The organism is Bartonella sp. CM120XJJH, from assembly GCF_042194715.1.
GTDB lineage: Bacteria > Pseudomonadota > Alphaproteobacteria > Rhizobiales > Rhizobiaceae > Bartonella.
In genome coordinates, this window is sequence record NZ_JBHINE010000007.1 from 87,834 (window position 1) to 101,713 (window position 13,880).

11 protein-coding genes, 1 tRNA gene and 1 pseudogene are annotated in these 13,880 nt (G+C 36.2%); 7 read left to right on the forward strand and 6 right to left on the reverse strand.

Going from position 1 to position 13,880, the window contains the following annotated elements:
- The first annotated feature begins 170 nt into the window (after window positions 1-170).
- Window positions 171-1,007 carry a DUF1460 domain-containing protein gene (locus tag ACFIKU_RS04705; protein WP_375656835.1) on the forward strand — a complete coding sequence of 279 codons (837 nt, stop codon included), beginning with the start codon at window positions 171-173 and terminating at the stop codon, window positions 1,005-1,007.
- A 1,304-nt stretch (window positions 1,008-2,311) separates the two neighbouring features.
- Here the strand turns inward: ACFIKU_RS04705 and ACFIKU_RS04710 are convergent.
- A complete protein-coding gene (locus ACFIKU_RS04710) occupies window positions 2,312-3,220 on the reverse strand; it encodes a cation diffusion facilitator family transporter (protein WP_375642077.1) in 909 nt (302 codons plus the stop codon).
- Between the two features lie 754 nt (window positions 3,221-3,974).
- Between ACFIKU_RS04710 and ACFIKU_RS04715 the strand changes: the two genes are divergently transcribed.
- Window positions 3,975-4,784: a TrmH family RNA methyltransferase gene (locus ACFIKU_RS04715; protein WP_375656830.1), complete on the forward strand. Its 810-nt coding sequence runs from the start codon at window positions 3,975-3,977 to the stop codon at window positions 4,782-4,784.
- Window positions 4,785-5,055: 271 nt separating this feature from the next.
- On the opposite strand, the gene mnmA is transcribed toward ACFIKU_RS04715, so the two are convergent.
- The gene (mnmA, locus tag ACFIKU_RS04720) at window positions 5,056-6,279 is read right to left on the reverse strand and encodes a tRNA 2-thiouridine(34) synthase MnmA (protein ID WP_375656831.1); all 1,224 of its coding nucleotides are present in this window, start codon (window positions 6,277-6,279) and stop codon (window positions 5,056-5,058) included.
- A gap of 403 nt (window positions 6,280-6,682) precedes the next feature.
- Here mnmA and ACFIKU_RS04725 point away from each other — a divergent pair, with 403 nt between their 5' ends.
- Window positions 6,683-6,958: a DUF1153 domain-containing protein gene (locus ACFIKU_RS04725; RefSeq protein WP_273724205.1), complete on the forward strand. Its 276-nt coding sequence runs from the start codon at window positions 6,683-6,685 to the stop codon at window positions 6,956-6,958.
- A gap of 145 nt (window positions 6,959-7,103) precedes the next feature.
- Here the strand turns inward: ACFIKU_RS04725 and ACFIKU_RS04730 are convergent, their stop codons facing one another.
- Entirely contained in the window at window positions 7,104-7,490 is a 387-nt protein-coding gene (locus ACFIKU_RS04730; protein ID WP_375642074.1) for a flagellar export protein FliJ, read from the reverse strand.
- A 564-nt stretch (window positions 7,491-8,054) separates the two neighbouring features.
- Between ACFIKU_RS04730 and ctrA the strand changes: the two genes are divergently transcribed.
- Window positions 8,055-8,756 (forward strand): response regulator transcription factor CtrA, encoded by a 702-nt coding sequence (ctrA, locus tag ACFIKU_RS04735; RefSeq protein WP_273724203.1) that lies wholly within the window; start codon window positions 8,055-8,057, stop codon window positions 8,754-8,756.
- 224 nt (window positions 8,757-8,980) lie between these two features.
- Here the strand turns inward: ctrA and chpT are convergent, their stop codons facing one another.
- Window positions 8,981-9,619, reverse strand: coding sequence for a histidine phosphotransferase ChpT (chpT, locus tag ACFIKU_RS04740; protein WP_375656832.1), 639 nt, complete (start codon window positions 9,617-9,619; stop codon window positions 8,981-8,983).
- Between the two features lie 213 nt (window positions 9,620-9,832).
- Here chpT and ACFIKU_RS04745 point away from each other — a divergent pair, with 213 nt between their 5' ends.
- Together ACFIKU_RS04745 and ACFIKU_RS04750 are read left to right on the forward strand one after the other, a co-directional pair.
- Complete coding sequence (locus tag ACFIKU_RS04745) at window positions 9,833-10,429, forward strand: DUF1134 domain-containing protein (protein WP_375642072.1); 597 nt, start codon at window positions 9,833-9,835, stop codon at window positions 10,427-10,429.
- 27 nt (window positions 10,430-10,456) lie between these two features.
- Window positions 10,457-11,099 (forward strand): annotated as a pseudogene (locus ACFIKU_RS04750) (hypothetical protein).
- Window positions 11,100-11,423: 324 nt separating this feature from the next.
- On the opposite strand, the gene ACFIKU_RS04755 reads toward ACFIKU_RS04750, so the two are convergent.
- Both ACFIKU_RS04755 and ACFIKU_RS04760 read right to left on the reverse strand, forming a co-directional pair.
- Window positions 11,424-12,542, reverse strand: coding sequence for a DegT/DnrJ/EryC1/StrS family aminotransferase (locus tag ACFIKU_RS04755; protein ID WP_375656833.1), 1,119 nt, complete (start codon window positions 12,540-12,542; stop codon window positions 11,424-11,426).
- Window positions 12,543-12,591: 49 nt separating this feature from the next.
- Window positions 12,592-13,548 (reverse strand): Gfo/Idh/MocA family protein, encoded by a 957-nt coding sequence (locus ACFIKU_RS04760; RefSeq protein ID WP_375656836.1) that lies wholly within the window; start codon window positions 13,546-13,548, stop codon window positions 12,592-12,594.
- Window positions 13,549-13,712: 164 nt separating this feature from the next.
- Between ACFIKU_RS04760 and ACFIKU_RS04765 the strand changes: the two genes are divergently transcribed.
- Window positions 13,713-13,789: transfer RNA gene (locus ACFIKU_RS04765), tRNA-Met, on the forward strand.
- The last annotated feature ends 91 nt before the right edge of the window (window positions 13,790-13,880 follow it).

Here is a 13,880-nt window from a genome sequence, read left to right on the forward strand (position 1 = left end):
CTTGCAATTTGTGTAACCTTAAAAATCATGATTTTATCTTTATATTCATTGGTACTCCTAATGATTATATGCTACCATTAAATTTAACGATGATCATGATCAGCATTTAAAAAAATAGCACTTTTAGAAATAGTTCGTCATGAATTTTTAATTCAAAAATGGTGTATAAAATGCGAAAAATATCCCTATTAATTTTCATTTTAATGTTGGTAACAGGATGTGATGTTCAGGATTCTGATTCACAAGAGAGTGTTTTAGAAAATAAAATAGAAACAGAACAAACAACCAACGTAAACTTAGATCTCTATACTCTAAATAAATTAAATGCTCTTCTCAAAAAACGTTCAGAGACAAATTATCAGGAAAAAGGGGCACTAATTGATTTTCTTTCTGAATCTTTTTTAGGGACACCTTACCAAGCAAATATGTTACATGGCTCAGAAAATACACCAGAAAAACTGATTATCGATTTTAGAGGCTTAGATTGCTTTACTTATCTAGATTATGTTGAAGCATTGCGCAAATCAACATCCCAAACAGAATTCATAAATAACGTCATAAAAACGCGTTATATTAACGGTAATGTTGATTTTTTAAATCGGAAACATTTTTTTACGGACTGGACTTATAGAGAATATAAACTCGCCACTGATATTACCGCTGAAATAAGTCCCCATGCGGTAAAAATAGAAAAATATCTCAACAAAAAAGCTGATGGTGGAAGCTATCTACCTGGGTTGCCAGTTGTGAAACGCACGATAACGTATATTCCAAGTAACTTTATTAATGAGGAGGTTATAGGTCGTTTACAATCTGGTGATTTCATTGGTATTTATACGAAACTTGCTGGATTGGACGTAACACACGTGGGCTTCTTTATCATGACAGATAAAGGGCCAATGTTAAGAAATGCTTCTTCACGAAAAGAAAACGAAAAAGTCGTTGATTCTCCTTTTATGGATTATGTTTCAAAAACACCAGGAATCATTGTTTTAAGAGCTCTTTAATAACATCATAGCGATATGAAATATCTTCTCTATTCTTAAAATAGATACTGTAGTTATTCAGGTAAATATCTAACTTCGTTCAAGCTATACGGCTACAATATATTTGTTTACAGTTTTAAGAGAAAAAAGTCGTTTTGATCTAACTTTTGTTTATAGGTATGAAAAAATCACTTTTGGAGAAATCACGGATTTGTAATCACTTTTACTGGTTAAACGATAAAGACAGGCAAAACTCTACTATAGTATCACGCGTTCCTTTCATATTCTTAACCAAGAATTATCTATAGATTACCATTAATCTGATCTTTACGAATATAGCACAAAAGACATAGACAAACGTTTGTAAAAATAAGTAAAAGCAATGCCAGATATGTTTGGTTGTTGTCTCATAAAGTATTTTATAAAACTTCGATCTATCTCTCTAATTTATTGCGTATAAATTTTTGACTTTATAGCATTGTTTTCCTTATAAAGTTTTTGCTTTTTCTTGTGTCTATAAATTTAAATAGCCCTGATATAGCAGCATTTTTATGATTAGGATGCACCAATACTGTATGCGTTATTGTAAATTTTTTGATGCCAGATTGAAATAAAAATATGAAAGCATCAATTGAAAAACAGTTTTTATCTTTAGTGTCATTCTTTAGTTCAGCTTTGCGCTTTTCTAAAGCAATAACAATAATATCCTTTAAAGAGTAGAGATATGAGCATTATTTTTTGTTTTTTCATTCTTTAATGAGTCCCCTATCCTTCATGCAATAAAGAACACTTAAAACAGAACACATTGTATCGATAAAACAACACATTTGTTAGCAACAATAATGATGAGTAATCTATGATCACAAACTTTAAAATTCTATTCATAACTTTTATATAAAATTTATAATTAAATCTCATTAAACTTATTACGAAAGCTTCATTCCTCTTCGCCCTAAGAAACGAAACATCTACTCCCGACAATCCGTAAACAATTCGTTCTCTTAAGTAAATTTAAGCTACTAACCATTTCAAGAGATTTACTTACACAAGAATACACCGGCAAGCTCTATTTTGAATATTTACTCAATACTCTAAAAAGACTTAATAGATCAAATTTTATATGCCTTATCTCACCCCACCTTAAATGACAGTGTTTTAACGAAATAGAATAAATCTTGCCTTAAATACTCTGTTTAACCTTTTATACTTGATTGATGCAAAAATTAAATCAAAGAAAGAGCATCATTGTATTTTCGGGAAGTATGAATCGCCCCATCATAAAAAATAGTTCCCATAACAGGACAGGCAATTTGAAAAAAATCTTTTTATATAAAAGGGATCACCGTTGTACCGGGAGGCAATTTTGCCTCATCTTCAGGCTCGACATGAATAGAAATACGCACATTATCAAATTCTTTTTGAAGAACACCTTCGATTTTATCACAAATTTTATGTGCTTCTCCTACCTGCATTACAGCAGGCACAACCAAATGAAACTCTATAAAAGTAACCCTCCCAGCAACACGCGTCCGTAAATCATGGACCTCAAGTGCACCCGATGCATTTGCAGAAATCAGCTCCCGAATCCGCATGCTTTCATTCAATTCAACGCCAACGTCCATTAATCCCTGAACAGCATTTCTAATCACCTTCCAGCCCTGTAAGAGAATATTAACAGCAACGATTATCGCTAAAATTGGATCTAAAGCTCCCCATCCCCCGATAAAACCAGCAATCAGACCAACTAAAATTGCAAGCGAAGTAAAAACATCCGTTATAAAATGCACTCCATCCGCTTTAAGAGCCGGTGAGCGATGATGTTTTCCCTGCCAAATAAGAACCATTCCCCACATACAATTTATGACGGTTGCAATAAGATGAATAACAAGCCATATTCCAGGCTTCTGCAATAATTGAACGGTAGAAAGAGCTGTCCATGCTTCTCTTAAAATAACAATTGCCGCAATAATAATGAGTACCCCTTCAAGAATTGCGGAAAAATATTCTGCTTTATGATGCCCAAAGGGATGATCATGATCCGCTGGCTTCATACTCACTTTAACAGCCCACCATGCTGCCAATGACGCAAGAATATTAACGATTGATTCCAATGCATCAGAATAAAGTGCAACCGAACCTGTGATGTGATATGCCCAATATTTCAAAGCAAAAACAATACACGCAATAAAAATAGAGTATAAAGTTAAGCTTTGTATATTGATTTTTACATCCATGAACCTCATCCTTTTCTTCACGAAATAAGGGACTAATATTTTAAACCATAGAATGATACTTTTGACATACCGACAATATTTCCCCAATATTACAGAATCTTCATCATACAATAAACGCCTCAGCTCACCATTATTATCGTAAAAACTGCTCAGTTACACGAACAGCACTAATAAATAAAGAAGAGAGAAAATAATAAAAAAAAGAGCTTTTCCAAGGATAATCAAACACAACACCTTCATTATTAATCGTTTTCTGAATAACTTAAAGTCATTTCACTTCTCATAAACGAAAAACTTATTTTTGCTCATGATCATGCGTTATTTTTCGGTCTTATGATGTGCATTACAACCAATCTTAAGCCATCTTCGCACCTTAGAAAAATATCTTAGCACTCTACTGTAACTTTACAGGTCAACAGAATTTTTAAATATGATTTACTAAAAAATTGAGATATAAAAAAGAAGAACAATGATACCCTCAAAAAAAGAATCTGGGCATTGGGGACCCAGATTCTTTTCCCTTAGAAATTAAGGGCATACAGAACTTGGGAAATAGCGGGGACCCAAGACACTGCACCCGATACGAGAAAAAATATATGATTCCGTATCAGTATTTTTATACTATACCTATGGTTGTGCATTGTCAACACAAATTCTACCATAAGTTTTAAAATAATGTTTTTTTCTCTCTTTTTTACAATAAAATAAATTCTAACATCTGGAAATCATAAGAAAAAAGCACTAAAAATCTCTCATGCATTTGAATATCATAACAATCAATGAAACAGATGATCCACGCCTAAAAGCCTATCATAATATCCGTGAAAAAGATCTTGTTGGACGGCAACATCAATTTATTGCTGAAGGCAAAGTAACATTGTCCGCATTACTGCACTCGAAAGATTTTTCTGCCATCTCACTACTCATCGTAGCAAACCGTCTCTCCGGACTTCTAACGCTTTTAGAAAAAACACAGCCTCTATGTCCCATTTATTGCGTTCCACAAAAAGTTATGGATAATATCACCGGCTTCCATGTTCATCGTGGTGTTCTGGGTATTGGTAAACGCAAAACACTGCCATCCTTACAAAGTTTTTTACAATATCTTCCAGAAAAAGCTTTGATTCTTGTTTTATGTGGTATCTCGAATCACGATAATATGGGATCAATTTTTCGTAATGCAGCAGCCTTTGCCAGTAATGGCATTATTGTCGACAAAACCTCATGCGATCCACTTTATCGCAAATCAATACGAGTTTCTGCCGGCGCTGCTTTAAAAGTACCTTATACGCAAGACGCTGATATAAATGACATTATAACTGCTCTAAACGATAAAAACTTTCATCTTTATGCACTCTCCCCTTCTGCTTCACACACTCTCAAGCAAGCCAACAAAACTAAAAGAATAGCACTTATTTTTGGAACAGAAGGCGATGGCTTACCACCCCATATACTACAACAATCAAAAACCTTACGTATTCCCATGACTGACGGTTTTGACAGCCTTAATGTTGCCACAGCCTCAGGTATTGCACTTGCCCATTTTACCAACTTTGACCACTAAAGATGATGACACTTTAAGTTGTAAAACATAGCCGATGCTGTATGTTATCTACCAGTCTCCAATAATATTGCCGTTCCCTAGCATTTGAAAGTATTGATAAAAAACATTTTTTTATAAATGCTTTCTACACCCTAACCCCACTTATGATGTGCAGAAGACATAATGTTGATGAATTCAATCATAAAACAAACTTACAATGAGAAAATCTTCCGAAAGTCTCTCATTCAAGTTTAAGAGTACAAAATATTATTACAAATCAATTTACTATGTTTTATGAAGCTGTTGTTTTTAGTTCAGAGGAAACAGAATCTTTTGTTTCGAGATTGCATAAAACGCGCTTCAACATCATTTCAGTATCGGCCGCACGTTCTGAATGTGTTACAAATCCTCCCCCAAGAATACGCGCCTCATGACCATTTTCATCATAAAGAACGCAAGCTTGCCCTGGTGCCACACCATTTTCACATTCCAATAAATCAACGGAAAAAACACCTTCTTTATAATGTAAGCGCGCAAGGTGAGGAGGACGCGTTGAACGCACCTTTACAGCCACCTCAATACCTTGAGAAGGGAAATTATCTAACGACTCATCACCAAGCCAATTCACATCACGTAAAAAAAGCTTATGCGTTTCTAACATTTCACGCGGTCCAACAATAACACGTGCATTTTCCACATCGAGATAAACCACATAAAGCGCTTCACCCGTTGACACCCCAATACCACGACGTTGACCAACCGTATAATTAACAATTCCCGAATGTTTACCTAAAATCTTTCCATCAATATGGACAATAACACCAGGATTAGCTGCTTCTGGACGCAGTTTTGCGATAACATCTGAATATTTTCCTTGTGGAACAAAACAAATATCCTGACTATCATGCTTATTGGCAACCACAAAGCCCATTTCTGCTGCCATTTCACGAACGCGGGCTTTTGGAAGGTCACCAAGTGGAAAACGCAAATAATCAATCTGTTCTTGTGTCGTTGCAAAGAGGAAATAACTCTGATCACGATCATTATCGAGAGGACGAAAGAGTGCTCGATGCGCTCCATGGGAACGCGAACGAATATAATGTCCCGTAGCCAAAGCATCTGCCCCCAATTCGCGTGCTGTTGCTAATAAATCAGCAAACTTAACCGTTTGATTACATGCAATACATGGTACTGGTGTCTCTCCATGAGCATAGCTCTCTGCAAAAGGATCAATAACAGCTTCGCGAAAGCGCTTTTCATAATCAAGAACATAATGCGGTATTCCTAATGTTTCTGCAACGCGGCGTGCATCCTCAATATCTTGTCCTGCACAACACGCCCCCACCCGATGCGTTGCCGCCCCATGATCATAAAGCTGCAACGTAATGCCAATAACATTATACCCTTCCTTTTTCAAAAGACCTGCAACAACCGATGAATCAACGCCCCCTGACATTGCAACAACAATGCGAGAATCCTTAGGTTGTCCTGGTAAATCAAGACTGTTTAAAAACATATATTTATTCTCTATTTAATGCTCTGTTTAATGGCTACCCATATGTTAATATTCTGATGCGCGCTCTTCAGCACTTTTACACGACAGGTTGTCTTTATATTATTTTTTTATCCTTTCCACAACCATAGGCATTACTCTCTTAAAAGATGCTGCAAACAAAAAAAGAATGATAGAAATAAGGCATAATAGCAATCGTTTGGGAGAAATCCTTTTAGAAAACCTTTTTTGCTCTTTTGAAAAATCCGGTAAAATATTGCAAGAATCTCTTCTACACACCTCAACTTGAGCTTCTTTTTACATGCTCAAGCACTTTATTAATTTTTTCTTTCAGCGCTTTTAGCTCTTTTTTAAATTTCATGCTCTATAAACGAATCAAATCCTTGACTCAAGGTAGAGGATACGAATGAGCAATTTGATAAAAACACAAATGAAATATGTTATTGGGCCAGATGGAAGTCCGCTTACAATTGCCGACCTACCGCCGCAAACAACACGGCGCTGGGTGATTCGTCGCAAAGCTGAAGTTGTTGCGGCTGTCAGAGGTGGATTGTTAAGTCTTGACGAAGCGTGCCAACGTTATACTTTGACTGTAGAAGAATTTCTTTCATGGCAAAGTTTGATCGATGAACACGGTTTAGCGGGATTACGAACGACCAAGATTCAAAACTACAGGCATTAAGTTGCCATTGATTACGATTTGATAACATAAAGCAATTTATAAAACAGCCAAACTAGATAAAAGTTTGGCTGTTTTATACCATATCCAAAAGATAAATCTGAAAGAATGGATTTTTAATAATTGCTTTGATCATTCAGCCATTAAATTAGCCAACCATTGAATTAGATTGAATCAAAATATTCTCATCATCCGCAGCAATCTTCTTTTCTCGTGCTTCCAAAAGCTGTGCACGTTGCAGCTCTGTATTAGCTTCATGGAGAGCAATTTCAGCGTTTGTTTTTTGAAGCTGTAAATCACGAATCGAATTGATCAGGTTATCACGTCTTTGCCGCGCTGCACGCGCAAAAGCAGAATAAGCAAAATGGTGAACATCATTATTTCCAGATTTACGTTCTTCATTAGTAATCTGCGCTTCCAGCTCTAACACCATTCGTTCAAATTCTGCGATCATCATCTCAAGCTGTGCAATTTCACGGCGCTTTCCACGCACTTGAAACATCCTCAATCGCACCATATTTTCTCGTGGCTTCATACTCACTACTCCTTGATTGCGCCAACTCAAAACTCGTATTCACACCCATTAAATATCTTCTAGTTATATATCTATCCGACAAAAACAGTCTATTAACTTGAAATTATAATAATTTTTGCCTTTCTTTAAAGCATCTGACAAGACAATCTGCTTTAAAGAGCAATAACTATTTCTTTACTTTTCCACCCCATTATAAAATGAAGAGGTTTAAAGCTCAGTAAACAAACACTGAAATTGTAAAAAAGTAATTTATAATGCTCTTTTACAATTTTTTTAAGTTAAAGTTTATAGAGAAAGCCCTTCTTTTTTTATTATGTTAAAAAATAAGCGATTTTTTTAAAATAATTTTGTAGCCTCTTTCAAAAATAAAAATATTTTGTTAACCACTATCATGGATAGTGGGGAATTTAGTAGTGATTGTTACGCGTACTACTGAAATGTTCATAAACACTTTGTTGTAAGTGTTTGATTTAATGAATTGTTTTTATAACAGTGGTTTTGCTAACTGATATAAAATAGAAATGCTCCTTATGATTCGTGAAGGAGCAAAGTGAGGGATCTAAAATGCGCGTATTATTAATTGAAGATGATAGAGCAGTTACTCAGAGCATTGAGTTGATGTTAAAGTCGGCTAACTTTAATGTTTATATCACTGATCTGGGTGAAGAAGGTATCGATTTAGGAAAACTCTATGATTATGATATCATTTTGCTTGATCTGAATTTGCCCGATATGTCAGGGTATGATGTCTTGCGGACTCTAAGGTTGGCAAAAATAAAAACTCCTGTCCTGATCCTTTCTGGTATGAATGCCATTGAAGACAAGGTACGTGGTTTTGGCTTTGGAGCAGATGACTATATGACGAAGCCTTTTCATAAGGATGAGCTCATTGCGCGTATCCATGCAGTTGTTCGTCGTTCTAAAGGACATGCACAATCGGTTATTGTTACCGGTGATCTTACCGTTAACCTTGACGCAAAAACCGTCGAAGTTGCAGGGCGCCCCGTTCATTTAACCGGTAAAGAGTACCAAATGCTAGAGCTTCTCTCTTTACGCAAAGGTACCACTCTTACCAAGGAAATGTTTCTCAATCATCTCTATGGTGGAATGGATGAACCAGAACTAAAGATTATCGATGTTTTTATCTGTAAATTGCGGAAAAAATTGGAAGCAGTCTCTTCTAATGTAAATTACATTGATACAGTTTGGGGACGTGGTTACGTATTACGTGATCCAGTTGAAGAGAACGTACGAAAAACCGCTTAAGCAGTGAACATGCACATTGTAAAATCTCGGAGTGTAGCGGGCCGAGATTTTTTCTCGAGGATCTTTTCTCTATTAAAAATAGAAAACTCGCACACCAAAAATCTCATATAGAAAGCGCTTAAAGCTTAAGAAGTAAGCACACCAAATTTACACATATAATCCTATCGCTCATAAGTTCAACTGAAGCCACTTTTCCCAACACGGCTTAAGCGCTTCTCTCTTATTCAAAGCTTTTTTACACTTTCTAAAACAATACAACGATCACTTTCATCAATATTTATTTTCATCTCTGTCATCTGAGCAAGTAACATTGTGTAATAAAATTGAATGACATGTGCATCAATAAGCCCTTCTTGAACTTCTCCACGAAATAACGCAAGAAAATGAGGGGGTATCCGGAGAGTTCTACCGAAAACCTCAAATCGAAAAGAACGTTTATTTTCTTCTTGCAAAATCATAACAACAATTTCACCACCACGAGAAACTGTTGCGTTTGCAATCAATAATAAATTAAGCAAAAGTTTAACTTCATCTTTTTCTAACAATAAAGAAGAAGATTGCCATTTTAAAGTTGCTTTTTCTTCTTTCATATATTGTTGAGCAACCTGCTCTGCAGCCCGTGTATCTATTTGTCCTCCACTTGCACCAGAAAAACCAAAAGCCAATCGCGCAAATTGTAGACGTGCAGTAGCACTCGCAACGGATAAACGCACCAATTGCAAAGCATCTTCTTCAGCTCCTCCTTCATCATAAAGCTCCATTGCATTTTGAATAGCCCCCACAGGTGAAATCAAATCATGGCAAATACGACTACAAAGCAAAGCAGCAAGATCCATAGGCTTCAAAGAAACATCTAACGTCATAATGATTGAAAACTCCTAGATTCAAAAAACAAACTTTATTTTAAAGAAAAACTCTTAACATCTGATGCATAATAGGAAAAATTAACGATCATGCTAAAAAAATCAGAAATAAATTCAAGAATTTAAATAACCTTATATCTTATTTTTCATTTGAATAGAATGAAAATTCTAATATTATCTTTTTGTTTATCACTAATAAAAGGAGAAAACTCCATGGCTCTCTCTCTGCTCAAATACTGGTACAAAAATATTATATCTTTAATCTTCCTTTTATTCATCACCATAAACACTGCACATGCTCAACTAAAACCAATAGAGCAAAACGAACCCCATTATTCACTCCAAGAAATTATTGATTCTGGTCATATTTTTTTTGGAAAAACAGCCAGTGGTCTGGCTGTTGCTATTCAAAATATTTTTTCAAAATACGGTTATCCCAATGCCTATATTTTAGGAGAAGAAGCTTCTGGTGCCTTTTTTGCTGGATTAACCTATGGCGAAGGAAGGATTTTTACCAAAAGCTATGGTCAACATAAAGTTTTTTGGCAAGGCCCCTCAGTAGGATGGGATTTTGGCGGCCAAGGCTCCCGTTTAATGATCTTAGTTTACAATCTTAATGGCATAAATAATTTATGGAGACGCTATGGTGGTATTTCAGGTTCGGCCTATTTAATTGCAGGTGTTGGTTTTCATGTCCTCAAATACCATAATACCTTGTTAATCCCAATACGTACAGGAGTCGGCGCACGCCTTGGTATCAATGTAGGGTATTTAAAATTAACACCTAGACCGACATGGAATCCATTTTAAACGTATTCTTATTTGAAAAGGGGCATTATGCTTATTCAATCATTTCTTTTTTTTATACTTGGAGTTGCTTTCACTTCCTGGTTACTGGTCCTTTTATCTCCTTTTATTTGGCGTAAAGCCGTTCATTTTGCGTATAAAGATGTTTGTGCGCAAATGCCATTATCACTCGCGGAAATAGAAGCAAATCACGATTTTCTTCGTGCACAACATGCTGTAGAATTAGCAAACAACCAACAAAAGTACGAATTTTTGCAAAAAAAATACGCCCAACAAAAAATACAACTGAGCCAAGTAACAGAACAATTTTATCGGCTATGCCTCCCCACACAAGACGCTCTCACCAAAGAAGCGATAGCAATCAAACAAAATATCGCCACAATACACACTTTCAAAGGAAAGAAAAATGATGCGTGAAAAAATCGCACACTATCAGCAACGTTTACAAAAAATCCAAACTTATGAGCTTAACACGACCGCTAACCACCAATTGCTGGAAGAACTCCGTGAAGAAACAAAAGAACTCGCAGCAACATTAGCAGCTCAAATAGCGCTACAAGAGGGGAATACATCACCCATCAACACATTGATTCAAAAATCCAAAAGCAAAAATGACCTAGCATCACGTATTCGCAAAAAAATAACTCTTCTCTCCAAAAGCCCCCTTAAATAGGTTATCTTTTAAAACACCTTAAATGAAGAGTAAAATCAACAAAGGTTCACGGTAACTTTCATAACCCAAATCCTTTTTATTAAACGCGACTTTCTTGCTAAGCTAAAGGACAAGGTTTCCTAACCCATACAGTTCTATTAAAAAACATCTTCTTGTCAAGCAGATTCACTTTCTAATCATATCACCGCTCTAAAGGACAACATTTCATAGCTCTTAGAAAGTAAATAATACCAAAAACATTGATTACACACTCTAACAAAAAATACCTTCTAAAATGGGTCACCAATAGAGCTTTGACCATAATTTTAAGGATAAAACACGCTCTCAAGAGTGATAAAAATCTCTTATTTTTTGGATAATCATATCCTGATCCGTTTGTGTCAAGTAAGGATGCATTGGTAAACTTAAAACACACTCTCCTAAAGACTCTGAAACAGAAAGGGAATCTTTTACATAAGGGAAGTGTTTATAAGCTGGCTGTTGGTGTAAAGGAGTTTTATAATAAATCATTGTAGGGATAGAATTTTTTTGTAAGAAATCTTTTAATTTATCACGTTCTTTTACCTTAATCGTATATTGTGCATAAGCAGAACGAATATTTTCTCCTATTTCTGGAACTGTAACAATATCTCTTAAGCCATTGTAATAGCGTTGAGCAATTTCTACACGCTTTTCCATTTCATCTTCAAAGATCGCAAACTTTTCTAGTAAAATTGCAGCCTGAATACTATCTAGGCGCGAATTCATACCAATACGTACATTGTCATATTGCGTTTCACCTTTACCATGAAACAAAATAGAGCGTAAAAGTTTTGCAAAATGATCATCATTAGTCATCATAGCACCTCCATCGCCATAACACCCTAATGGTTTTGCAGGATAAAAACTTGTAGCAGCCACATCACCAAAAGCACCGCACATAGTATTACCGCTTCTTCCGCCCATAGATTGAGCAGCATCTTCAATTACAAAAAGATTTTCTTTTGCTGCCACTTGAGCAATTTGCACATAGTCAGCAGCAAGCCCAAATAAATCAACGGCAATAATAGCCTTTGGCTTTAGACGTCCCTCTTTTTTTACCATTTCGATAGCGTGAGAAAGTTTTTCAACATCAATATTGAATGTATCAGGTAAAACATCAACAAAAACAGGCTCAGCCCCCACCAAAGCAACCACTTCAGCCGTTGCTGAAAATGTAAAACTAGGACAAAACACAGCATCCCCTGGACCAATATTTTTAGCCATAAGAGGCATCTTCAAAGCATCTGTTCCATTAGCACATGCAATCACATGTTTAACGCCCAGATATTCTGCCAATTTCTCTTCAAACTCTGTTACTTTTGGCCCCAAAATATACTTCCCACTAGCGACCACATGCGCAATTGCAGAATTAATTTTATCTTCAATACGCGCACGCTGCGCCCCAAGGTCGATGAATTGCATATTAACTCCATTGATCATCACAAGAATGCAAAAGCGCTACCTATCTCTTTTATCTATCATAATTGACACCAGCAGCTGTTAAAATCCGTAAAACCGTAATAGCATCATCACCATTTGTACGAGGTGATTGACGCGTTTCAATACAATGAAGAAAGTGACGTAATTCGCAAGTAAGCGGTAAGTCTTCACAAACATCAATATAATTCAGCTCATCCATGCTAAAAGCCCACTCTTGATTTTCTTTCCAAACGGCAAAATGGTGCATTGCCAATTTACGACTCCACGGTTCCATATCATCAAAAACGAGCATAGCCTTTGTCCCCACAACAGTTAAACGCCTCTCACGATAAGAACTCAAGCGTGAAGTAAAAAGATGACTACGCACACCATTTGGAAAAGTCATATGAATATGAGAAAAATCAGAAATCTGATTAACGACAGCAGCCCCCTCACCGCGAATTTCGGAAGGTTCACATCCTGTCAACGCCAAAATCATTGAGAGATCATGAGGGGCAAGATCCCATAAAGCATCACTGTGTGTATGAAATTTTCCAAAGCCTAATCTATGGGAATAAATATATCGCACATCTCCCACTTCTCCGTTTTTCACCAATTCACACATTTTTTCAAAAGCTGGATGAAAACGTAAAATATGGCCCACCATAAAAACTCGCCCATAAGCCTCAGCCTCCTGAACTTGGCGTTTAGCATCAGAAACATTCAAGGCTATTGGTTTTTCCACCAAAACATCTTTACCATTTTTAACAGCACAGAGCACATTTTGCGTATGCAATTGTGGCGGCAACGCTAATACTAGCGCATCAATATCTCGACGAGTAAAAAGATCATCTGGTGTAACAACCTCTACACCATACATCGTTGCAAAACTAGCAGCACGATCATTATCAATATCAGAAACCGCTGCTAAAGCCCCGAGAGAGTGAAGTGTCCGTATATGATTTTCACCCCAATGACCGCATCCTAAAACCGCTACACGTGGCACCATTTTCATGCCTTACCTTACTTTATCATATGAAAATTACACTTTTACATATCGAGGATAATATAGAATGACAAGAGAAAAGCTTAAAAACGATGCTTGACATCTTACTATTCTACCCCTTATATCCGCAAAAGATGTAATTATTTACAATTGTGATTGCTTATTTTGGCGGAGTAGCTCAGTAGGTTAGAGCAGAGGAATCATAATCCTTGTGTCGGGGGTTCAAATCCCTCCTCCGCTACCATTACTTTTTTGTTGTTGTAGCTTGCCAGCGGGTTTTGTATATTTTGCCACTAGGTTTTGTAGCAATTTATTTTTTTTCAAAGAGTTTTAAA